Genomic DNA, 22,192 nt, shown 5'->3' on the forward strand with positions numbered 1-22,192 from the left:
CTGCGCAGCACATAGCGCGCGTTGCCGAGGGTATCCGGCCAACGGACTTCGGCCACTCCGTCCGAGCGCAGCGGCAAGGTGAGATGGACGGTCTGGTTGGCTGCCGTAGCGTCGGAGATCGCCAGCGCGTCGTGCTCGGCGTGGTCGGGATGGGCAAGCTCGGCGGCCGCGAACTGAACGTGTCGTCGGACATCGACCTGATCTTCGTCTACGAGGACGACGGCGAGACGACCGGCGGCGCGCGCGCGCCGCTGTCCACGCAGGAATACTTCACGCGGCTCGGCCGGCGCCTGATCGGCGTGCTGTCCGAGGTCACGGCCGACGGCTACGTGTTTCGCGTCGACATGCGGCTGCGCCCGAACGGCGATTCGGGTCCGCTCGTCTGCAGCCTCGGCATGCTCGAGGAATATTTCTACGTGCAGGGGCGCGAGTGGGAGCGCTATGCCTGGATCAAGGGGCGGCTCGTGTCGGAAGGCGACAGCGACGCGGCGCGGCGGCTGGAGTCGCAGCTCGAATCGATCGTCAAGCCGTTCGTGTACCGCCGCTATCTCGATTTCGGCGTGATCGGCGCGATCCGCTCGCTGCACCAGCAGATCCGGCAGGAAGCCGCGCGCCGCGCGTCGATGCGGCCCGACAAGGCCGACGACATCAAGCTCGGGCGCGGCGGGATCCGCGAAATCGAATTCAGCGCGCAGGTGTTCCAGCTGATCCGTGGCGGCCAGGATGCGGAATTCCGCGTGCGGCCGACGCTCGCGGTGCTGCGTCATGCGCAGGCGCGCGGGCTGATCGGCGAGGACGTGCGCGCAGGCCTGACCGACGCCTACAACTTCCTGCGCACGCTCGAGCACCGGCTGCAGTACCGCAACGACGCGCAGACGCACGCGATGCCGGTCGAGCCGGACGAACGCGCGGCGCTGGCCGCGTCGCTGGGCTTTGCCGACTATGCGGCGCTGATGGCGGTACTGGACGGCCACCGCACGTTCGTCGAAGCGCAGTTCGACCAGATTTTTGCCGACAAGGCGAGCGGTGCGCCCAGCGCGAGCGGCGACGACTCGGCGGCCGCGTGGATCTGGAGCGGCGCGCTGGCCGACGACGGCGAGGACGACGCGCTGGTCGCCCGTCTCGACGGCCTCGGCTTTACCGATCCGGCCGCCGTGCTCACCCGGCTGCGCGCGATCTGGCAGTCGTCGCGCTACACGGGCCTGGCGGAGAAGAGCCGGCAGCGCTTCGACAGCGTCGCGCAGCGGGCGCTCGAGGCCGCGCCGACCATCGACGCCGCGCGCCGCGACGACACGATCGTGCGCCTGTTCGACCTGCTCGAGACGGTCAGCCGGCGCGGCGTCTACCTCGCGCTGCTGACCGAATATCCGGCCGCGCTCGACCGTGTGCTGTCGGTGCTCGGTGCGACGCGCTGGGGCGGCGGCTACCTGATCCGCCACCCGCAACTGCTCGACGAGCTGCTCGACGACGAGGCGATCGCGAGCCCGTTCGACTGGCCCGCGTTCAAGGACGCACTGCGCGCGCGCCTTGCCGCGGCCGACGGCCCCGAGCAGCAGATGGACCTGCTGCGGCACGCACAGCACGCGGAAGTGTTCCGGATCCTGCTGATCGATCTGGCCGGGCAACTGTCGGTCGAGCACGTGAGCGACCGGCTGTCCGAACTGGCCGACGCGGTGCTCGACGTGACGATCGAAGTCGTCTGGTCGCAGCTCGCGAAGCGCCATCGCGACGTGCCGAAGTTCGCGGTGATCGCGTACGGCAAGCTGGGCGGCAAGGAGCTCGGCTACGCATCGGATCTCGACCTGATCTTCCTGTATGACGATGCGGACGATCGTTCGGCCGATGTCTATACGACCTTCACGCGGCGGCTCATCACGTGGCTCACCACGGCGACCGGCGCGGGCGCGCTGTTCGACATCGACTTGCGGCTGCGGCCGAACGGCGAGGCCGGGCTGCTCGTCACCGATCTCGACGCGTTCCGCCGCTACCAGTTGCGCGAGGGCGATGCCGCGAATACCGCGTGGGTCTGGGAGCATCAGGCGCTGACGCGCGCCCGCTACAGCGCGGGCGACGCGCAGATCGGCGCGGATTTCGAGGCGATCCGCCAGCAGGTGCTGACGACGCCGCGCGACGGCGGCGTACTCGCGAAGGAAATCGTCGACATGCGCGGCAAGGTGTTTGCCGGGCACCCGAACCAGACCGAGCTGTTCGACCTGAAGCACGATCGCGGCGGGATGGTCGACATCGAGTTCATCGTCCAGTACTGGGTGCTGCTGCACGCGTCGAGCGACGCCGAGCTGATCCGCAATACCGGCAACATCGCGCTGCTGCGCGAGGTCGCGCGCTTCGGGCTGATGGGCGAGGACGAGGCCGAGCGCGTCGGGGCGGCGTACCGCAAGTACCGGAAGCTGCAGCACAAGCTGCGGCTCGACGGGATGGAGAAGGCGCGGGTCGATCCGGCCGTGGTGGCCGACGAGCGGGCGGCCGTGACGGCGCTGTGGAACCGCGTGTTCGGGGCGGTTGAAACGGATAGTTGAAACGGCCGTTCGACGCGGTGCGGCAGGGCGGACACGATTGTGCCGCCGTGCCAAAAAAAGACCGGCGCGAGCGTCGGTCTTTTTGCATCCGATGAACGGATAACGGATGGCCGGCGTCAGGCCGCGAGCATTTCCTTCGCGTGCTTGCGCGTCGTGGCCGTGATCTCGAGCCCGCCGAGCATGCGCGCGACTTCCTCGATCCGGTTGGCGCGGTCGAGTGCAATGACCGTCGATACCGTGCCGCCGCGCTCGTCGGCGCCCTTCGCGACCTGGAAGTGGTGATCGCCGCGCGCGGCGACCTGCGGCAGGTGCGTCACGCACAGCACCTGGCGATCGCGCCCGAGCTGGTGCAGCAGGCGGCCGACCACTTCGGCGACGCCGCCGCCGATTCCCGTATCGACTTCGTCGAAGATCAGGGTCGGCGTCGGGCTGGCCGCGCTGGCGATCACCGCGAGCGCGAGGCTGATCCGCGCGAGTTCGCCGCCCGACGCAACCTTCGCGAGCGGCCGCAGCGGCACGCCGGGGTGCCCGGCGACCCGGAATTCGACCTGCTCGAGCCCGTGCGGGCCGCCATCGGCGAGCGGGATGAGCGCGACTTCGAAGCTTCCGCCTGCCATCGACAGTTCCTGCATGCCGGCCGTGACGGCCGTGCCGAGCGTCTTGGCGGCCTGTGCGCGCGCCTTGGACAGATGTCTGGCGTCGGCGAGATAGCCTTCCCGCGCCTTGGCCTGCACCGCTTCGAGTGCGCCGAGATCGGCCGCCGCATCCAGTGCGGCGAGCTGCGCGCGGCGTGCCGCGTGTTCTTCGTGCAGCGTGTCGGGCGGCAAGCGGAATTTGCGGGCGGTCGAGTGCAGCGCATCGAGGCGGGCTTCGACCTGCGCGAGCCGTTCGGGGTCGAGATCGACGCGCTGCGCATAGTGCGACAGCGAGTAGACGGCTTCCTGCAACTGGATCTCGGCCGGTTCGAGCGACGCGAGCGCATCGCCGAGCGTGGTGTCGTAGTCGGCGAGGCTGCGCAGCTTCGACACGATCGCGCCGAGTTGCGCGAGCATCGCGTCGTCGGACTCGGACAGCGCGTTGAGCGCGCCGCGCACGCCTTCGATCAGGTTCGCCGAATGCGACAGACGCTTGTGCTCGTTGCTGACTTCGTCCCATTCGCCGGGCTGCGGCGCGAGCTTGTCGAGCTCGGCGAGCTGCCAGGCGAGCTTTTCGCGTTCGAGCTGCAGCTCGCGCTCGTGCGCTTTTGCTGCGTCGATCGCCTGCGTCGCGTCGCGCCACACGCGCCATGCGCGCGCGACGTTCGCCGCATCCGCGACGAGCCCCGCGTGGGTATCGAACAGCTCGCGCTGCGCGTCGGGCCGCATCAGCAGCTGGTGTGCATGCTGGCCGTGGATGTCGACGAGCATTTCGCCGAGTTCGCGCAGTTGCGCGAGCGTCGCGCTGGTGCCGTTGATGAACGCGCGCGACCGGCCGTTCGCATCGATCACGCGGCGCAGCATCACGGTGTCCTCGGTGTCGAACGCGTGTTCGTCGAGCCAGCGCGCGACGCGGTCGTGCGGCGTGAATTCGGCGGTGATGTCGGCGCGGCCGCAGCCGGTGCGGACGACGCTCGCATCGGAACGTTCGCCGAGCGCGAGGGCGAGGGCGTCGATCAGGATCGATTTACCGGCGCCGGTCTCGCCGGAAAAGACGGAAAAGCCGCTGTCGAATTCGAGATCGAGCGCGGCGACGATGACGAAGTCGCGGATCGAGAGGTGGCGGAGCATGGTGTCGGGCGGGGTGGCGTCAGGACGCCTTGTCGTCTTCGTTCGAGGCGTGTTCGTTCCAGTGCAGCTTCTTGCGCAGCGTCGCGTAGTAGCTGTAGCCGATCGGGTGCAGGAACGGCACCGTGTGCTTCGAGCGGCGCACCTCGATCGTGTCGTTCAGTTCGAGCGCGGTGAACGACTGCATGTCGAAGTTCACGTTGACGTCGCGCCCGCCGACGATCTGGATCGCGATTTTCGAATCGTCGGGCAGCACGATCGGCCGGTTCGACAGCGCGTGCGGCGCGATCGGCACGAGCACGATGCCTTGCAGCTGCGGATGGAGGATCGGGCCGGCCGACGACAGCGCGTAAGCGGTCGAGCCGGTCGGGGTGGCGACGATCAGGCCGTCCGAACGCTGGTTGTACATGTACCGGCCGTCGACCGATGCGCGCAGCTCGACCATCCCGGAGAAGCCGCTGCGGTTCACGACGACGTCGTTGAAGGCGATCGCATGGTAGATCGGTTCGCCGTCGCGCATGATCCGGGCCTCGAGCAGCGCGCGCTCCTCGCGCTCGAACTTGCCCGACAGGATCACCGGGACGAGCGCCTGCATGTCGGCCGCCGCGATATCGGTGATGAAGCCGAGCCGCCCGTGGTTGATCCCGATCAGCGGTGTCTTGTACGGCGCGAGCTGACGGCCGATGCCGAGCATCGTTCCGTCGCCGCCGAGCACGACCGCGACGTCGGCGCGTGCCCCGATTTCGGCCGGGGTCAGCGCCGGGTAGCCGGTGATGCCGATCTCGCGCGCGGTCTCGGCTTCGAAGACGACCTCGAAGCCCCGCTTGGCGATGCAGGCGGCCAGCGTGGCGAGCGGCTCGGCGATGTTCGGCGTGTTGCTCCGGCCGACGAGCGCGACAGTGTTGAACTGATTACCGGTTTTCATGCCGGCATTACACCATAGCTCGTTGACGAAAAGAACCGGCTGTGCGCAGGCGGGGCCGGATCGGGCCGGCCCGCGCATCGGTGGCTGCGCCACTCGCCGCGGTCGCGCGGTTGCGCTAAAATTTTCCACCATGCTAGATCCTCGCGCACGAACCCTCCTGAAAACCCTGATCGAACGGTATATCGCCGACGGTCAGCCAGTCGGATCGCGCACGTTGTCCCGTTACTCCGGGCTCGAGCTGAGCCCGGCGACGATCCGCAACGTGATGTCCGACCTGGAGGAGCTCGGCCTCGTGTCGAGCCCGCACACGTCGGCCGGCCGCGTGCCGACGCCGCGCGGCTACCGGCTGTTCGTCGACACGATGCTGACGGTCGAGGCGCCGATCGACGCCGAAGCCGTCGCGCGGCAGGTGCAGAACACGCTGCAGGCCGGCGAGCCGCAGCAGCGGGTCGTGGCGGCCGCCGCGAGCGTGCTGTCGAACCTGTCGCAGTTCGCGGGCGTCGTGCTGACGCCGCGCCGCAGCCACGTGTTCAAGCAGATCGAGTTCATGCGCCTGTCGGACAAGCGCATCCTGCTGATCATCGTCACGCCCGAGGGCGACGTGCAGAACCGGATGCTCGCGACGCCGCGCGATTACTCGCCGTCGCAACTGACCGAGGCGTCCAACTACATCAATGCGCATTTCGCCGGACTGTCGTTCGACGAGGTGCGCCGCCGCCTGCGCGACGAGATCGACCAGTTGCGCGGCGACATGACCACGCTGATGCATGCGGCCGTGACGGCCAGCACCGAGGTGCCCGACACCGAGGACACCGTGCTGATTTCCGGCGAGCGCAACCTGCTCGAAGTGGCGGATCTTTCCTCCGACATGGCGCGGCTGCGCAAGCTGTTCGACGTATTCGACCAAAAGACGGGCCTCCTGCAACTGCTCGACGTGTCGAGCCACGCCCAGGGCGTGCAGATCTTCATCGGCGGCGAATCGACGCTCGTGCCGATCGAGGAAATGAGCGTCGTCACCGCGCCTTACGAGGTGAACGGGCAGATCGTCGGCACGCTCGGCGTGATCGGCCCGACCCGCATGGCGTACAACCGCGTGATACCGATCGTCGACATCACCGCGCGCCTGCTGTCGCTCACGCTGAGCCAGCAGTAGCCTGCCTTCGCCAGCCCGATCCCGCCCCGTCATCGTGCCTCGGCGCCGCGTAAGTAGACAGTCGGCCGAACGGCCAGCCGACCGGCGCGGGGCGGCCCGCTATAATTGAGAGCCGTCCGGTCCCGTGCCCCGAGCACGTAATTGCCCATGCGTTTCGATCTTGAGCCGCCTTCGAGCATCGCGGCTGCCCATCGCATCGGCGTGCTGCTGATCAATCTCGGCACGCCTGACGCGCCCACGCCGCGCGCGGTGCGGCGTTACCTGGCCGAATTCCTGTCGGATCCGCGGGTCGTCGAGATTCCGCAGGCCGTCTGGCAGGTGCTGCTGCGCACGCTGATCCTGCCGCTGCGCGGCCGCGCGTCCGCGAAGAAATACGCGGCCGTCTGGATGCCCGAGGGCTCGCCACTGCGCGTGCACACCGAGCGCCAGACCGACGGCGTGCGGCACCTGCTTGCGTCGAACGGTTATCAGGTGCAGGTCGACTACGCGATGCGCTACGGCAGCCCGAACATTTCGCACGCGCTCGCGCAGTTCAAGCGCGCGGGCGTCGAGCGCGTGCTGCTGATGCCGATGTATCCGCAATACTCGGCGTCGACCACCGCCACCGCATTCGACGCCGCATTCAACGCGCTCGCGCGCATGCGCAACCAGCCGGAGGTGCGCACGGTGCGGCACTACGCCGACCATCCGGCCTATATCCATGCGCTGGCCGAGCAGGTGCGCCAGTACTGGGCGCAGCACGGCCGGCCCGACTTCGCGGCTGGCGACAAGCTCGTGCTGAGCTTTCACGGCGTGCCGAAGCGCACGCTCGACCTCGGCGACCCCTATCACGACCAGTGCCAGCAGACGGGTGCGCTGCTGATGGCCGCGCTCGGGCTGTCGACGACCGAATGCCGCATCACGTTCCAGTCGCGTTTCGGCAAGGCCGAATGGCTGCAGCCTTACACCGCGCCGACGCTGCGCGAGTTCGGCGAGGCCGGCGTGCGGCGGGCGGACGTGTTCTGTCCCGGTTTCACGGCCGACTGTCTGGAGACGATCGAGGAGATCGGCATGGAAGTGCGCGACGAGTTCCTCGCCGGCGGCGGCAAGGCGTTCCACCGCATTCCGTGCCTGAACGGCGCGCCCGCGTGGATCGGTGCGCTCGGCGAGATCGTTGCCGAGAATCTGCAGGGCTGGCCGGTCAGGGCCGCGCAGCCCGAAACGGTGAGTTGAGATGAAACGACCCCCACGCTCACTTCGTTCACTGCCCCCCGAGGGGGCGGTCAGCCTCCTTGGGGCGGCCCGGCGGAGGCTGCGATGAATTACAAGATTTCGACCGAACCGGGCGCGAAGCTGCGCATCGACAAATGGCTGTGGGCCGCCCGGTTCTTCAAGACGCGCTCGCTCGCGACCGATGCGGTCGACAAGGGGCACGTGAAGATCGGCGGCGCGGCCGTCAAGCCGGCCAAGGACGTGCGCGTGGGCGACGAGGTCGAGATTGCGATCGACGGCATCGTCTGGCACATTGCCGTGCTTGGCGTGTGCGACGTGCGCGGGCCGGCGAGCGTTGCGCAGACGCTTTACGCGGAAACGGAAGCGGGGCGGGCCGCGCGGCTCGCCGAACTGGAGCGGCGCCGTACGTATCGCGAGCCGGCGGCCGAATTGCACGGCCGGCCGACGAAGCGCGACCGGCGCATCATCGACAGATTTTCTGGTGGGAGCTGAACATCTGGTCGAACGTCGCCCGCGCGCTCCCGTATTCGGTCGTGCGGTCGGTGACGGCTCCCGACAGGCAGATGGTGGTGGTGCCGGCAATGAGTACCAGCGCGACCACCGATATCGCAAAGGTCAGTTTCACGGTACTCCCCTCGAGAAGACGGGTGAAAACGGCGCCAGGTGGATGTCAGGCGGCGGTCAGCTAGGGGTAAACACGCTTTTCCGACGCTTGAGTGGAGTGTAGTGCAGCGGGCCTGTGCCAAGCTAGTACTTGCCAGGTAAGCGTTGTTACAGCCCGTTTCGCCCGATCTGACGGACTATGCGGGCGATGCACCGGTGCGACGCGCGGTTGTTTCGCGGCATTGGAGAATGCCGGCGAATAACCCTCTTGAAATCGTAGTTTTCACCCTTATTTGCACCAGCAATGTGCGGTGCCGCCGGGTATACGGTCCGGCGGTTGCCGATTTGGCTTCAACCTCTAATCGACTTTCAGCGACATGGAAAACACGCAAGAGAACCCGGCTACCCAATCGGCCGAAGATATCGGCAGCGAGAAGCAGGCGGCGCAAGGCGCTGCTCCCGCCGCCGAAGCAGCCGACGCGGCGCTCGCGGAGGCTCAAGCCAAGGTCGCCGAGCTGCAGGAGAGCTTCCTGCGGGCGAAGGCCGAGACCGAGAACGTTCGCCGCCGCGCGCAGGACGACGTCTCGAAGGCGCACAAGTTTGCGATCGAGAGCTTCGCGGAGCACCTGCTGCCCGTGCTGGACAGCCTGGAAGCAGCCGTCAACGATACGTCGGGCGACGTCGCGAAGGTCCGCGAAGGCGTCGAACTGACGCTGCGCCAGCTGACGAGCGCGCTCGAGAAGGGCCGTGTCGTCGCGCTGAACCCGGTCGGCGAGAAGTTCGATCCGCACCAGCATCAGGCGATTTCGATGGTGCCGGCCGAGCAGGAGCCGAACACCGTCGTCGCGGTGCTGCAAAAGGGCTACACGATCGCCGACCGCGTGCTGCGTCCGGCGCTCGTCACCGTCGCCCAGCCGAAGTAAGGCCGTCGCGATGGTGCCCGCCGGCGTCGATCCGGCCGCATTCGACGCGTTCGACATGCAGGCGCTGGACGCCGGCACGTTCGACGCGACGATCGACGGCGCGGGCGACGCGCTCGCGGTGGTGTTCTTCTGGGGCGTCGACTGCTTCAACTGCGAGATCGCGAAGAAGGCGATGCTCGCCCAACCCGATGCGATCCGCGCACTGGGCTTGAAGTGGTTCCATTGCAACGTGTACGAACACCACCAGCTGGGGCGCCGCTTCGGGCTGCACGGCGTGCCGACGTGGTTCTTCTTCCACCGCGGCAAGCGGCTTGGCCGCGCGACGGGCTGGCATGGCCTCGCGCAGTTCCAGGCCGCCGTGTCGGCGGCGCGCGCGAAGATCGCCTCGGCGACGGGCCATCCGGCGGGCGGCGATTCGCCGGGCGGCGATCCGCTAGCCGGCAGCGATTGAAAAAATTTAATATCCGCATCGCTCGTCGGGTCTTGAAAACGGATCGGACGGACGCATTTCGGGAACAGAGTTGAATTCTGGCGCGCGAAACCGCCCAAAAACGCGGGGTTTCGCGCAGCAAACAAGCATTTCTGGAGATTAGGAAAAAATGGGAAAGATCATCGGTATTGACCTCGGCACCACGAACTCGTGCGTCGCCATCATGGAAGGCAACCAGGTCAAGGTCATCGAGAACTCGGAAGGCACGCGCACCACGCCGTCGATCATCGCCTACATGGACGACAACGAAGTGCTGGTCGGCGCGCCGGCCAAGCGTCAGTCGGTGACCAACCCGAAGAACACACTGTTCGCAGTGAAGCGCCTGATCGGCCGCCGCTTCGAAGAGAAGGAAGTCCAGAAGGACATCGGCCTGATGCCGTACAGCATCGTCAAGGCCGACAACGGCGATGCATGGGTCGAAGCGCACGGCGAAAAGCTCGCGCCGCCGCAGGTTTCGGCGGAAGTGCTGCGCAAGATGAAGAAGACGGCCGAAGACTACCTCGGCGAGCCGGTCACGGAAGCCGTGATCACGGTGCCGGCGTACTTCAACGACAGCCAGCGCCAGGCAACCAAGGACGCCGGCCGCATCGCGGGCCTCGAAGTCAAGCGGATCATCAACGAGCCGACCGCAGCCGCGCTCGCGTTCGGCCTCGACAAGGTCGAAAAGGGTGACCGCAAGATCGCCGTGTATGACCTCGGCGGCGGTACGTTCGACGTGTCGATCATCGAAATCGCGGACGTCGACGGCGAAATGCAGTTCGAAGTGCTGTCGACCAACGGCGACACGTTCCTCGGCGGCGAAGACTTCGACCAGCGCATCATCGATTACATCATCGGCGAGTTCAAGAAGGAGCAGGGCGTCGATCTGTCGAAGGACGTGCTCGCGCTGCAGCGCCTGAAGGAAGCCGCTGAAAAGGCGAAGATCGAGCTGTCGTCGGGCCAGCAAACCGAAATCAACCTGCCGTACATCACGGCGGACGCATCGGGCCCGAAGCACTTGAACCTGAAGATCACCCGCGCGAAGCTGGAAGCGCTGGTGGAAGACCTCGTCGAGCGCACCATCGAGCCGTGCCGTATCGCGATCAAGGACGCAGGCGTCAAGGTGTCGGACATCGACGACGTGATCCTGGTCGGCGGTCAGACCCGTATGCCGAAGGTGCTGGAGAAGGTGAAGGAGTTCTTCGGCAAGGATCCGCGCCGTGACGTGAACCCGGACGAAGCCGTCGCGGTTGGCGCGGCGATCCAGGGCCAGGTGCTGTCGGGCGACCGCAAGGATGTGCTGCTGCTCGACGTGACCCCGCTGTCGCTCGGCATCGAGACGCTCGGCGGCGTGATGACGAAGATGATCAACAAGAACACGACGATCCCGACGAAGCACGCTCAGGTGTACTCGACGGCGGACGACAACCAGGGCGCCGTGACGATCAAGGTGTTCCAGGGCGAACGCGAAATGGCAGCAGGCAACAAGCTGCTCGGCGAGTTCAACCTCGAAGGCATCCCGCCGGCACCGCGCGGCGTGCCGCAGATCGAAGTGTCCTTCGACATCGACGCGAACGGCATCCTGCACGTCGGCGCGAAGGACAAGGCGACCGGCAAGGAAAACAAGATCACGATCAAGGCGAACTCGGGCCTGACCGACGCTGAAATCGACCAGATGATCAAGGACGCGGAAGCGAACGCAGCGGAAGATCACAAGCTGCGCGAGCTGGCCGATTCGCGCAACCAGGGCGATGCACTCGTCCACAGCACGAAGAAGGCGCTGACCGAGTACGGCGACAAGCTGGACGCGGGCGAGAAGGAAGCGATCGAAGCGTCGCTGAAGTCGCTCGAGGAAGTGCTGAAGGACGCATCGGCCGACAAGGCTGCGATCGACGCGAAGGTCGAGGAACTCGGCAAGGTTTCGCAGAAGCTCGGCGAAAAGATGTACGCCGACATGCAGGCCCAGCAAGCAGGTGCGGCCGGCGCAGCGGGTGCAGCGGAAGGCGCGGCCCACGCGGGTGGCGCGCAACAGGCTGCCGACGATGTCGTCGACGCCGAGTTCAAGGAAGTGAAGAAGGACTAAGCCGGGTTGCCCCGGTGCCGCACGCCGCGCGCGCAACCCGCGCGCGGCGCGGCTGACGGGTTGGCTGACAAGCGGTCTGTCTTTCCTTCCGGATGGCCGGATCGACTCCACGCCTGGCGGGCTTCGCGGCCCTCCGGGCACATTTGTTTTTTGGCGGGCGCTGCGTGACCGTCCCGAACGGGCCGGAGCCAGACGCGTCGAGAGACTTTACTGCGAGCGAAAGGAGCCGCCGCGTGCATGAGGCGCGGACGGCACAGTGAATCGATATGGCGAAACGGGATTACTACGAGGTTCTGGGCGTCGCAAAGAATGCGAGCGACGACGAAATCAAGAAGGCGTATCGCAAGCTTGCGATGAAGTATCACCCTGACCGCAATCCGGACAACAAGGATGCGGAAGAGCATTTCAAGGAGGTGAAGGAAGCCTATGAAATGCTGTCGGACGGCCAGAAGCGGGCAGCATACGACCAGTACGGCCACGCGGGCGTCGATCCGAACATGGGCGGTGCGGGCGCACAGGGCTTCGGCGGCTTCGCGGACGCGTTCGGCGACATCTTCGGCGACATCTTCGGCCAGGCCGCGGGCGGCGCTGCGCGCGGCGGCCGTGGCGGCCCGCAGGTGTATCGCGGCGCCGACCTGCGCTACAGCATGGAAATCACGCTCGAACAGGCCGCACACGGCTACGACACGCAGATCCGCGTGCCGAGCTGGGTGTCGTGCGAGGTCTGCCACGGGTCGGGCGCGAAGCCCGGCACGAAGCCGGAAACCTGCCCGACCTGTCACGGCCAGGGCACGGTGCGCATGTCGCAGGGCTTCTTCAGCATCCAGCAGACCTGCCCGAAGTGTCATGGCACGGGCACCTACATCCCCGAGCCGTGCGTGCATTGCCACGGGTCGGGCAAGGTGAAGGAAACCAAGACGCTCGAAGTGAAGATCCCGGCCGGGATCGACGACGGGATGCGGATCCGCTCGGCCGGCAACGGCGAGCCGGGCATCAACGGCGGGCCGCCGGGCGACCTGTACGTCGAGATCCACATCAAGCCGCACTCGGTGTTCGAGCGCGACGGCGACGATCTCCACTGCCAGATGCCGATCCCGTTCACGACCGCTGCACTCGGCGGCGAGATCGAGGTACCGACGCTGGCCGGCCGTGCGTCGTTCCCGGTGCCGGAAGGCACGCAGTCGGGCAAGACGTTCCGCCTGCGCGGCAAGGGCATCAAGGGGCTGCGTTCGAGCATCGCGGGCGATCTGTACGTTCACGTGCAGGTCGAGACGCCGGTGAAGCTGACCGACAACCAGCGCGACCTGCTCAAGCAGTTCGAGAAGTCGCTGGCCGAGGGCGGCGCGCGTCACAGCCCGCAGAGCAAGAGCTGGTTCGATCGTGTGAAGAGCTTCTTCGAGTAACTCGAGTAACAGCATGACTGAAGGCAACGAGAGCGCGTCGTTCGCGCTCTTGGACGATTGCGACTCGACTGCGTCCGCGCGGTCGAGTCGTTTGTATTCGGGGTTCGTGCGCGAACGCGTGTGCACGGATCCGGCTCGCCTCGACGAGGTCGATGCGGCGGTGGCGCAGGATCTGCGCGACGGGCTGCATGCGGTCGTCGTCGGCGATTACGAATTCGGACGCAACCTGCAACGAGCGCAGCCGGGCCATGCCCCGCTGCGCTTTTTGCTGTATGCGCGCTGCGAGCGCCTGTCGCGCGACGAAGTCGACGCGTGGCTCGCGCAGCAGGACGGCGGCGCAACGCCGTCGATCGCGGGCGTCGCGCATGTCGAAAAGAGCGTGTCGCGCGATGCGTTCGACGCGGCGATCGCCGCGGTGCACGGCGCGCTGCGCGCGGGCGATTCGTATCAGGTCAACTACACGTACCGGCTGAACTTCGACGTGTTCGGCACGCCGCTTGCGCTGTACCGGCGGCTGCGGGCGCGCCAGCCGGTGCGCTACGGCGCGCTGATCGCGTTGCCCGACGGACCGTGGGTCGTGTCGTGTTCGCCCGAGCTGTTCGTCGAGAAGCACGGCGACGTGCTGGGCGCGCGGCCGATGAAGGGCACGGCACCGCGTTCGGCCGATCCTCGCGACGATGCGGCGGCGGCCGCGTTCCTCGCGAACGATCCGAAGAACCGCGCGGAAAACGTGATGATCGTCGACCTGCTGCGCAACGACGTGTCGCGGATCGCGCGCACCGGGACGGTCCGCGTGCCAGCGCTGTTCTCCGTCGAGCCGTATGCGTCGGTGTGGCAGATGACGTCGACGGTCGAGGCCGGCTGGCGCGACGGGACGACGTTCGCGCAGATGCTGCGTGCGCTGTTTCCGTGCGGATCGATCACGGGCGCGCCGAAGTACAAGACGATGCAACTGATCGATGCGATCGAGTCGACGCCTCGGGGGCTCTACACGGGCGCGATCGGCTGGCTCGACGCTGCGAAGCAAGGCGCCGATTCCGATGAGCCGGGCGATCGCCTGGCCGGTTGTGGCGATTTCTGCCTGTCGGTGGCGATCCGTACGCTGACGCTCGACGCAGCCGGCGAAGGTGCAGTCGATGGCGACGCACGCAATCCGGCAACGGCAACCGCCAGCCGGCGCCGCGGCACGATGGGCGTCGGCGCGGGCATCGTGCTCGACAGCGTCGCGGCCGACGAATATGCGGAGTGCGAATTGAAAGCGCGATTCCTGACGGACGCCGATCCCGGCTTCCAGCTGTTCGAAACGACCGCCGCCACGCGTGCGGACGGCATCCGGCATCTCGATCGCCATCTCGCGCGGCTGCAGCGTAGCGCGGATGCGTTCGGTTTCCACTTCGACGCCGATGCATTGCGTCGCGAGATCGACGCGCGCTGCGCGGCGCTCGACGGCGACGGCGCTTACCGGATGAAGCTCGCGCTCGCGAAGGACGGCACGGTCGAGATCGTCGCGGCACCGCTCAAGCCGCTGCCGGCGGGGCCGGTCGGCGTGCTGCTGGCGTCCGCACACGGCTTCGCACCGACCCGTGCGAGTGATGCGCTGCTGCTGCACAAGACCACACGCCGCGCCGAATACGATCACGCATGGCAGGCGGCGGAGGCACTTGGCGCGTTCGACATGCTGTTCGTCAACGAGCGCGGCGAGGTGACGGAAGGCGGGCGCTCGAACCTGTTCGTGAAGCTCGACGGCCAGTGGGTGACGCCGCCGCTCGAGTCTGGCGTGCTGCCGGGCGTGATGCGCGGCGTGCTGCTCGACGATCGAGCGTTCGGCGCGACGGAGCGGGTCGTGACCGGCGACGATCTCGCGCGTGCGGAGGCGCTGCTGCTGACCAACGCGCTGCGCGGCGCGCTCGACGCGGTATTGAAGTAACCGGCCGATAATCGATCGTTGTCGGCAGTGCAGAAAAGAAAAAGCGCGGCGCCCCGCAAAGGGCGCCGCGCTTTTTTCATCACGGGGCCGGTGAACGCATCGCTGGCCCCGTGAAGGATGTCAGAACGAGTGCTCGGGGCCGGGGAACGAACCGTCCTTTACCGCGCGCACGTACGCTTCGACGGCCGCCTGGATGTTCGGCTCGCCCTGCATGAAATCCTTCACGAAGCGCGGCCGCTTGCCGGGGAACACGCCGAGCATGTCGTGCAGCACGAGCACCTGGCCCGAGCAGTCGGCGCCGGCGCCGATGCCGATCGTCGGCACGCGCAGCATGTGTGTGACTTCGGAGCCGATCAGCGTCGGCACGGCTTCGAGCAGGACGACCTGCGCACCGGCTGCTTCGACCGCGCGCGCGTCGCGCAGCAGTTGCGCGGCGCCGGCTTCGGTCTTGCCCTGCACCTTGAAGCCGCCGAACGCGTGCACCGATTGCGGCGTAAGGCCCACGTGCGCGCACACGGGCACCGCGCGCTCGACGAGGAAGCGGATCGTCTCGGCGAGCCATTCGCCGCCTTCGAGCTTGACCATCTGCGCACCGGCGCGCATCAGCTTGACGGAGCTCGCGAACGCCTCGGCCGGCGTGCCGTACGTGCCGAACGGCAGGTCGGCCATGATCAGCGCGCGCGGTTGCGCACGGGCGACACAGGCGGTGTGATACGCGATGTCGTCGAGCGACACGGGCAGCGTGGTCGTATGGCCCTGCAGCACGTTGCCGAGCGAATCGCCGATCAGCAGCACGTCGACGCCCGAGCGGTCGAGCAGTGCGGAAAAGCTCGCGTCGTAGCAGGTGAGCATCGCGATCTTCTCGCCGGCGTCGCGCATTGCCTGCAGCTTGGGCACCGTGACGGCAGGCCGGCTCGATTCCTGGAGATAGGTCATGGGAAATCCGGTTCGAATGGGTAAGGAACGACAGGCGAGGACGCGTCAGCGCGTCGTCTCGCCCTTGACGAAGAACTCCTTGCGGCCGCGCATCGTCTCGATGCGCTCGACCAGCAGCGCGAGATCTTCGGGGGAGTCCAGCGGGTTCAGGTGTTCTGCGGCGACCGTCAGCACCGGCGTGCGGTCGTAGTGGTAGAAGAATTCGTTGTACGCGTCGACGAGCGAGCGCAGGTACGCATCGCTGATCTGCAGCTCCATCGGCAGCCCGCGCTTCTGGATCCGCGAGAACAGCACTTCGGGGCTCGCCTGCAGATAGACGACGAGGTCGGGCGACGGCGCCTGCGGCACGTCGACGTGCGCCGCGACCGAGCGGTAGAGCTGCCATTCGTCTTCCGGCAGGTTCAGCCGCGCGAAGATGTCGTTCTTCTGCGGCATGAAATCGGCGATGACCGGGCGGCCCGTTTCGAGCGCGCCGATCAACTCGCGCGCCTGCTGCGCGCGCTGCAGCGCGAACGACAGCTGCACGGGCAGCGCGTAGCGCGCGGTGTCGCGATAGAAGCGCTCGAGGAACGGGTTGTCCTGCGGGCGCTCGAGCAGCGTCTGCATCGACCAGCGTTCGGCGAGCAGGCGCGCGAGCGTCGTCTTGCCGACGCCGATCGGGCCTTCGATCACGAGATAGCGGTGCGGGGCGCGCAGGTCGGGCGCGGTGACGGTGAGGGGAGTCGGGGTCATCGGCAGCGGTTCTTGTCGGCGTCTTCGCTGGCAGCCAGCGCCTTCTGCATCAGGCACTGGCACGTCTGCACCTTCTCGACGCGTTGGTCTGCAACAGCGGCGAGGAAGGCATCGGCACGGCCGCGCGCGGGGATGTCGAGTGCCGGCTCGATTTCGACGAGCGGCACGAGCGCGAACGCACGGTCGGTGAGACGCGGGTGCGGGACGATCAGGTCGGGCTCGTCGATCGAGTCGGCGCCGAACAGCAGGATGTCGAGATCGAGCGTGCGCGGCGCGTTGCGATACGGGCGCTCGCGGCCAAAGTGATGTTCGATCTTCTGGCAAAGCGCGAGCAGCTCGCGGGCCGACAGCGTCGTGTCGAGCTTGACGACGCAGTTGTAGTAGTCGTCGCCGCCCGCTTCGAAGGGCGCCGTGCGATACAGGCTCGATTTGCCGAGGATCGAGATGGTGCGCTGCTGTGCGAGGCACACCACCGCGTCCTTCAGGGTCTGGCGCGCATCGCCGAGATTCGCCCCCAGTCCGATATATGCAACCGTCATGGCATCACTTCCTACGTCGTTCGCCGGCGAGCGCGTCAGTCGTCGGAACCGCCCGAGGTGTCCGGTGCCTGCTCGGCGGCACCTTCACCCGGCTTGCGGTTGCGCACACCGCCGCGGCGGCGCCGCTTGCGGGGCGATTTTTCCTTCGAGCCGCCTTGCGTGAGCAATGCCTCGCGAGCGGCCGCGTCGCCTTCGATGAAATCCGTCCACCACTGTCCGACTTCCACATCGAGCTCGCCGGATTCGCAGCGTAACAGGAGGAAATCATACCCCGCTCTAAACCTTTGGTGTTCCAGCAGCCGCATCGCGCTGCGGCCCGAGCGTTTCTCGAGGCGCAACTGCAGGCCCCAGATCTCGCGCATGTCGGCCGAATAACGCTTGTGGATCGCGAGCTTCTCGGTCTGCATGTCGAGCACGTCGTCCATCGCGCGATGGAGCGCCGGCACCGGGATTTCGCCTTCGGCCGTGTATTGCTCGAAGCGCTGGCGCATGTCGTGCCACAGCAGCGTCGCGAACAGGAAGCCCGGTGAGACCGGCTTGCCGGCGCGCACGCGTGCATCGGTGTTGTTCAGCGCGAGCGTGATGAACTTCTCGCCCTGCGGCTGTTCGAGCACGACGTCGAGGAGCGGCAGCAGCCCGTGGTGCAGGCCTTCCTTGCGCAGCTGCTTCAGGCACGCGAGTGCGTGGCCCGATAGCAGCAGCTTCAGCATTTCGTCGAACAGGCGCGCGGCCGGCACGTTGTTGATCAGGTCGGCGAGCGCGTTGATCGGCTCGCGCGTATGCGGCTCGATCTCGAAACCGAGCTTCGCCGCGAAGCGCACGACGCGCAGCATCCGCACCGGATCCTCGCGGAAGCGCGTGGCCGGGTCGCCGATCATCCGCAACAGGCGGGCGCGCATGTCGGCCATCCCGTCGTGGTAGTCGAGCACCGTCTGCGTCGACGGGTCGTAGTACATCGCGTTGATCGTGAAGTCGCGGCGCGCGGCATCTTCGTGCTGCTCGCCCCACACGTTGTCGCGCAGCACGCGGCCGCTCGCGTCGACTGCGTGCGTGCGGCGATCGAGTTCGTCGCGCTTCAGGCGCTTCGGCGGCTCCGAGGCGGCGGCCTCGGGCGGCGCATCGACCAGCGCGCGGAACGTCGACACTTCGATCAACTCCTGGCCGAACTGCACGTGGACGATCTGGAAGCGGCGGCCGATCAGACGTGCGCGGCGGAACAGGCGCTGCACTTCGGTCGGCGTTGCGTCGGTCGCGACGTCGAAGTCCTTCGGCGCGATGCCGAGCAGCAGGTCACGTACCGCACCGCCGACGATGAATGCACGGAAGCCTGCCTGCTGCAGCGTGTCGGTCACGCGCACGGCATTCTTCGAGATCAGCGCCGGGTTGATGCCGTGCACGCTGGCCGGCACGACGGTCGGTTCATGGTTGCTGCGCGGTTTCTTCGCGCCGCCTCGGGCGCCTTTCGACGCGCGCGGGGCAGCAGGGGCCGCTTCGTCGGCCGGGGCCGGTGCGGGAGACGTTTGCTCGGTTTCGTCCTGACCGAGCAGCTTGCGGATGAATTTTTTGATCACGACGTTCAGAAGAGATCGAGGATGCGCCAGCCGCGGTTGCTTGCATGCGCACGCAGCGTGTCGTCAGGGTTGGTCGCGATCGGGTCGGTGACTTTCTCGAGCAACGGAATGTCGTTGTGCGAGTCGCTGTAGAAATAGGTGTGCGTGAAGTCGCTCCATTGCTTGCCGAGCGACGCGAGCCACGCTTCGGTTCGCACGATCTTGCCTTCGCGATAGCTCGGCGTGCCGGTCGGCCGGCCCGTGTACGGCGAATCGGGATGCCCGTCGGTCGTTTCGGCCTCGCAGGCGATCAGCGTGTCGACGCCGAACGCGGTGGCGATCGGGCGCGTGATGAATTCGTTGGTCGCCGTCACGACGCAGCACAGGTCGCCCGCATCGAGGTGCTTGCGCACGAGCTCGAGCGCGGCGGGTGTCATGGCGGGGCGGATCACCTCGTGCATGTACTGTTCGTGCCATTCGGCGAGCTGCGCGCGCGAATACTTCGCGAGCGGCGTGAGCATCGCCGTGAGGTACGCGTGGATGTCGAGCTTGCCGGCCTTGTAGTCGGCGAAGAACTGATCGTTCTGACGCGAGAAGCTTTCCGCGTCGACGATACCGAGCTTCACCATGAAGCGGCCCCATTCGTGGTCGCTATCGGTCGGGATCAGCGTGTGATCAAGGTCAAAGAGTGCCAGATTAGTCATGGAAGCGCATTTTACTCGAAGCGGTTCGGGCCCGTGCCCGGTGGTGTGATGTCGTCGCCGGGACGCGCCAGCATGCGGCGCAGCAACGGCAGCGTGACGGCGCGTTTTTGCTCGAGCGAAAAGCGGTCGAGCGCGTCGAGCAGCGCCATCAGGCTCGGCATGTCGCGGCGGAAATGGGTCAGCAGGTAGGCGGCGATATCGTCGGTGAGCGCGATCCCGCGCTCCTTCGCCGCGAGCTTGAGCACGGCGATCTTGCCGGCGTCGGACGGCGGCGACAGGTGGAACACGAGCCCCCAGCCGAGGCGCGTGCGGAGATCCTCGCGCACGTCGAGCGCGAGCGGCGCCGCGGGGCCTGCCGCGACGAACGCGCTCGACGGGTGCGCGCGCACTTCGTTGAACAGGTTGAACAGCGCGACCTGCTGCGCGTCGCTCATCCGGTCGCAGTCGTCGATCGCGTAGATGCCGATGCGCGGGTCGAACGTGAACGCGCCAAGCGGGCTTTGCGGCGTCAGGTAGCGCGCATAGCCGTACGACGCGTCGCTCACGAGCGCCTGCAGCAGATGGGTGCGGCCGCAGCCGGGCTCGCCCCAGATGTAGAACGATCGATCCGGCACGGGGCCCGCCGCGAGCGCGAGGTCGAGCTTCTGCAGGCGCGAGATGAGCTCGTCGTTCTCCTCGTTCATGATGAAGTTGTCGAACGTGGCGGGCGGCGGCGTGCCGAGATCGAGCGTCAGTTGACGGGACACAACAGTCACAATGCGGGTCGGTTGAAAATACGCGTGCCGTACGCCGGGCACGCGCCGGGAACTGCGCCTTCATGGGCTTCACGCGCGCCCGCACGCACGGCGCCATGCCGGTTTCGGCGCGGTTCGCTCGGCGATGAAAACGGGGACGTGTTGACCAAGATGCAATCCCTGACGATTCGGTGCTGGGAATTCCGGCCAACGGGCCGGCTTCGGGTAAAATCGCATTTTACCGACCTTCTCGCATTCCCCCATGAATCCTCCGAAATCCGCTCCTGACGCTCAGGGTCTGTCCTATCGCGACGCAGGTGTCGACATCGACGCGGGCGACGCGCTCATCGACAAGATCAAGCCTTTTGCGAAGAAAACCCTGCGCGACGGCGTGCTCGGCGGCATCGGCGGGTTCGGCGCGCTGTTCGAAGTGCCGAAGAAGTACAAGGAGCCCGTGCTCGTGTCGGGCACCGACGGCGTGGGCACCAAGCTCAAGCTGGCGTTTCATCTGAACAAACACGACACCGTCGGCCAGGATCTCGTCGCGATGAGCGTGAACGACATCCTCGTGCAGGGCGCCGAGCCGCTGTTCTTCCTCGACTACTTCGCGTGCGGCAAGCTCGACGTCGACACCGCTGCAACGGTCGTCAAGGGCATCGCGCAGGGTTGCGAACTGTCGGGCTGCGCGCTGATCGGCGGTGAAACGGCCGAAATGCCGGGCATGTACCCGGACGGCGAATACGATCTGGCCGGCTTCGCGGTCGGCGCGGTCGAGAAGAGCAAGATCATCGACGGCAGCACGATCGCCGAAGGCGACGTGGTGCTGGGCCTCGCATCGAGCGGTATCCACTCGAACGGCTTCTCGCTCGTGCGCAAGATCATCGAGCGTGCGAATCCCGACCTGTCGGCCGATTTCCACGGCCGCTCGCTGGCCGACGCGCTGATGGCGCCGACGCGCATCTACGTGAAGCCGCTGCTCGCGCTGATGCAGAAGCTGTCGGTGAAGGGCATGGCGCACATCACGGGTGGCGGTCTCGTCGAGAACATTCCGCGCGTGCTGCGCGAAGGCCTCACCGCCGAGCTCGACCAGAACGCGTGGCCGCTGCCGCCGCTGTTCAAGTGGCTGCAGGAGCACGGCGGCGTCGCCGATGCGGAAATGCACCGCGTGTTCAACTGCGGCATTGGCATGGCCGTGATCGTCTCGGCGGCCGATGCCGACGCAGCGATCGCCGACCTGACCGCCGCCGGCGAACAGGTGTGGAAGATCGGCACCGTGCGTGCGACCCGCGAAGGCGAGGCGCAGACGGTCGTGGTCTGACGCACTGCCTGCAGCAGATGCAGCAAGGAAAGCCGCCCGGAGTCGATCCGGGCGGCTTTTTTTTCGGACTTCGCGTGGAATACGGACGCGCGCCGACGAAGGAGGGAATGACGATGACCGAGGACGAACACGCGATCCGCGCGCTCGTGGACAACTGGTTCGTGTCGAGCCGGCGCGGTGACCTGGCGACCGTGCTCGACCTGATCGCCGACGACGCGATCTTCATGGTGGCCGGCAAGCCGCCGTTCGACAAGGCGGCGTTTGCGGCCGCGTCGCGTGACGCGAACGCCGGGGGCGGGCCCGCGCCGAAGATCGACGGCCGTTACCGGATCGACGAGCTGCGCGTATTGGGCGACTGGGCGTACCTGCGCAATTTCATCGAGATCGAGGCGACCCCGCCGGGCGGCGAGACGATCCGCCGCTCGGGCCATACGCTGACGATCTTCCGCAAGGCCGACGGTCGCTGGCAGCTCGTGCGCGACGCGAATCTCGTGACGCTCGCGCATTGAGCGCGACGGCGGGCGTGACGGTGCCCGCCGATGCTCATGCGGATGGCCGCGTCGCCTGCTGCTTCAAACTCTCCGACGCCGCCGTGCTCTGCTCGACCAGCGCTGCGTTCTGCTGCGTGATGTTGTCCAGATGCACGACCGCCTGATCGACCTGCGCGACCCCCGTGCTCTG

At 67.0% G+C, this 22,192-nt stretch carries 20 protein-coding genes; 11 read left to right on the forward strand and 9 right to left on the reverse strand.

Annotated elements, in window-relative coordinates:
- Positions 1–83: 83 nt before the first annotated feature.
- A complete protein-coding gene (gene glnE / locus G3N61_RS30495; RefSeq protein ID WP_241017974.1) occupies positions 84–2,537 on the forward strand; it encodes a bifunctional [glutamate--ammonia ligase]-adenylyl-L-tyrosine phosphorylase/[glutamate--ammonia-ligase] adenylyltransferase in 2,454 nt (817 codons plus the stop codon).
- A 116-nt stretch (positions 2,538–2,653) separates the two neighbouring features.
- On the opposite strand, the gene recN is transcribed toward glnE, so the two are convergent.
- Together recN and G3N61_RS30505 are read right to left on the reverse strand one after the other, a co-directional pair.
- Positions 2,654–4,303, reverse strand: coding sequence for a DNA repair protein RecN (gene recN, locus G3N61_RS30500; RefSeq protein ID WP_043189551.1), 1,650 nt, complete (start codon positions 4,301–4,303; stop codon positions 2,654–2,656).
- A 19-nt stretch (positions 4,304–4,322) separates the two neighbouring features.
- Positions 4,323–5,225 carry an NAD kinase gene (locus tag G3N61_RS30505; RefSeq protein ID WP_043189549.1) on the reverse strand — a complete coding sequence of 301 codons (903 nt, stop codon included), beginning with the start codon at positions 5,223–5,225 and terminating at the stop codon, positions 4,323–4,325.
- A 130-nt stretch (positions 5,226–5,355) separates the two neighbouring features.
- Between G3N61_RS30505 and hrcA the strand changes: the two genes are divergently transcribed.
- The 3 genes from hrcA (at position 5,356) to G3N61_RS30520 (ending at position 8,082) form a co-directional block, all read left to right on the forward strand.
- Complete coding sequence (gene hrcA, locus G3N61_RS30510; RefSeq protein WP_011544637.1) at positions 5,356–6,378, forward strand: heat-inducible transcriptional repressor HrcA; 1,023 nt, start codon at positions 5,356–5,358, stop codon at positions 6,376–6,378.
- 147 nt (positions 6,379–6,525) lie between these two features.
- Entirely contained in the window at positions 6,526–7,590 is a 1,065-nt protein-coding gene (hemH, locus tag G3N61_RS30515) for a ferrochelatase (RefSeq protein WP_089449941.1), read from the forward strand.
- An 84-nt stretch (positions 7,591–7,674) separates the two neighbouring features.
- On the forward strand, positions 7,675–8,082 hold the full coding sequence (locus G3N61_RS30520) for an RNA-binding S4 domain-containing protein (protein ID WP_043189537.1): 408 nt from the start codon (positions 7,675–7,677) through the stop codon (positions 8,080–8,082).
- Here G3N61_RS30520 and G3N61_RS30525 read toward each other — a convergent pair.
- Positions 8,054–8,215 carry a hypothetical protein gene (locus tag G3N61_RS30525; protein WP_006476841.1) on the reverse strand — a complete coding sequence of 54 codons (162 nt, stop codon included), beginning with the start codon at positions 8,213–8,215 and terminating at the stop codon, positions 8,054–8,056. The two genes, G3N61_RS30520 and G3N61_RS30525, sit on opposite strands and share 29 nt — an antisense overlap.
- A gap of 355 nt (positions 8,216–8,570) precedes the next feature.
- Between G3N61_RS30525 and grpE the strand changes: the two genes are divergently transcribed.
- The 5 genes from grpE to G3N61_RS30550 all read left to right on the forward strand — a co-directional run bounded on the left by grpE (position 8,571) and on the right by G3N61_RS30550 (position 14,998).
- Positions 8,571–9,116, forward strand: a complete 546-nt coding sequence (gene grpE, locus G3N61_RS30530) for a nucleotide exchange factor GrpE (protein WP_043189535.1) — start codon at positions 8,571–8,573, stop codon at positions 9,114–9,116.
- Between the two features lie 10 nt (positions 9,117–9,126).
- Positions 9,127–9,567 (forward strand): thioredoxin family protein, encoded by a 441-nt coding sequence (locus G3N61_RS30535; protein WP_205824280.1) that lies wholly within the window; start codon positions 9,127–9,129, stop codon positions 9,565–9,567.
- A gap of 148 nt (positions 9,568–9,715) precedes the next feature.
- Positions 9,716–11,668 carry a molecular chaperone DnaK gene (gene dnaK / locus G3N61_RS30540; protein ID WP_043189532.1) on the forward strand — a complete coding sequence of 651 codons (1,953 nt, stop codon included), beginning with the start codon at positions 9,716–9,718 and terminating at the stop codon, positions 11,666–11,668.
- 266 nt (positions 11,669–11,934) lie between these two features.
- Positions 11,935–13,071: a molecular chaperone DnaJ gene (dnaJ, locus tag G3N61_RS30545; protein WP_043189531.1), complete on the forward strand. Its 1,137-nt coding sequence runs from the start codon at positions 11,935–11,937 to the stop codon at positions 13,069–13,071.
- A gap of 13 nt (positions 13,072–13,084) precedes the next feature.
- On the forward strand, positions 13,085–14,998 hold the full coding sequence (locus tag G3N61_RS30550) for a bifunctional anthranilate synthase component I family protein/class IV aminotransferase (protein WP_205824281.1): 1,914 nt from the start codon (positions 13,085–13,087) through the stop codon (positions 14,996–14,998).
- 120 nt (positions 14,999–15,118) lie between these two features.
- Here G3N61_RS30550 and panB read toward each other — a convergent pair whose 3' ends face one another.
- The 6 genes from panB to hda are packed head-to-tail and all read right to left on the reverse strand — an operon-like array spanning position 15,119 to position 20,205.
- Positions 15,119–15,934: a 3-methyl-2-oxobutanoate hydroxymethyltransferase gene (gene panB, locus G3N61_RS30555; protein ID WP_011351027.1), complete on the reverse strand. Its 816-nt coding sequence runs from the start codon at positions 15,932–15,934 to the stop codon at positions 15,119–15,121.
- A 45-nt stretch (positions 15,935–15,979) separates the two neighbouring features.
- Positions 15,980–16,666, reverse strand: a complete 687-nt coding sequence (locus G3N61_RS30560; RefSeq protein ID WP_175024405.1) for a deoxynucleoside kinase — start codon at positions 16,664–16,666, stop codon at positions 15,980–15,982.
- The gene (folK, locus tag G3N61_RS30565; protein ID WP_043189526.1) at positions 16,663–17,205 is read right to left on the reverse strand and encodes a 2-amino-4-hydroxy-6-hydroxymethyldihydropteridine diphosphokinase; all 543 of its coding nucleotides are present in this window, start codon (positions 17,203–17,205) and stop codon (positions 16,663–16,665) included. The genes G3N61_RS30560 and folK overlap by 4 nt, the downstream gene beginning before the upstream one ends.
- A 35-nt stretch (positions 17,206–17,240) precedes the next feature.
- Entirely contained in the window at positions 17,241–18,776 is a 1,536-nt protein-coding gene (gene pcnB, locus G3N61_RS30570; protein ID WP_205824282.1) for a polynucleotide adenylyltransferase PcnB, read from the reverse strand.
- 5 nt (positions 18,777–18,781) lie between these two features.
- Positions 18,782–19,459, reverse strand: coding sequence for an HAD family hydrolase (locus G3N61_RS30575; RefSeq protein ID WP_205824283.1), 678 nt, complete (start codon positions 19,457–19,459; stop codon positions 18,782–18,784).
- 11 nt (positions 19,460–19,470) lie between these two features.
- Positions 19,471–20,205 carry a DnaA regulatory inactivator Hda gene (gene hda, locus G3N61_RS30580; protein ID WP_043189520.1) on the reverse strand — a complete coding sequence of 245 codons (735 nt, stop codon included), beginning with the start codon at positions 20,203–20,205 and terminating at the stop codon, positions 19,471–19,473.
- Positions 20,206–20,455: 250 nt separating this feature from the next.
- On the opposite strand from hda, the gene purM reads away from it, so the two are divergent.
- Positions 20,456–21,511, forward strand: coding sequence for a phosphoribosylformylglycinamidine cyclo-ligase (gene purM, locus G3N61_RS30585; protein WP_006484927.1), 1,056 nt, complete (start codon positions 20,456–20,458; stop codon positions 21,509–21,511).
- A 113-nt stretch (positions 21,512–21,624) separates the two neighbouring features.
- Positions 21,625–22,020: an SgcJ/EcaC family oxidoreductase gene (locus tag G3N61_RS30590; protein WP_205824284.1), complete on the forward strand. Its 396-nt coding sequence runs from the start codon at positions 21,625–21,627 to the stop codon at positions 22,018–22,020.
- The last annotated feature ends 172 nt before the right edge of the window (positions 22,021–22,192 follow it).

This window comes from Burkholderia sp. Ac-20349, assembly GCF_017104865.1.
Classification (GTDB): Bacteria; Pseudomonadota; Gammaproteobacteria; order Burkholderiales; family Burkholderiaceae; genus Burkholderia; species Burkholderia aenigmatica.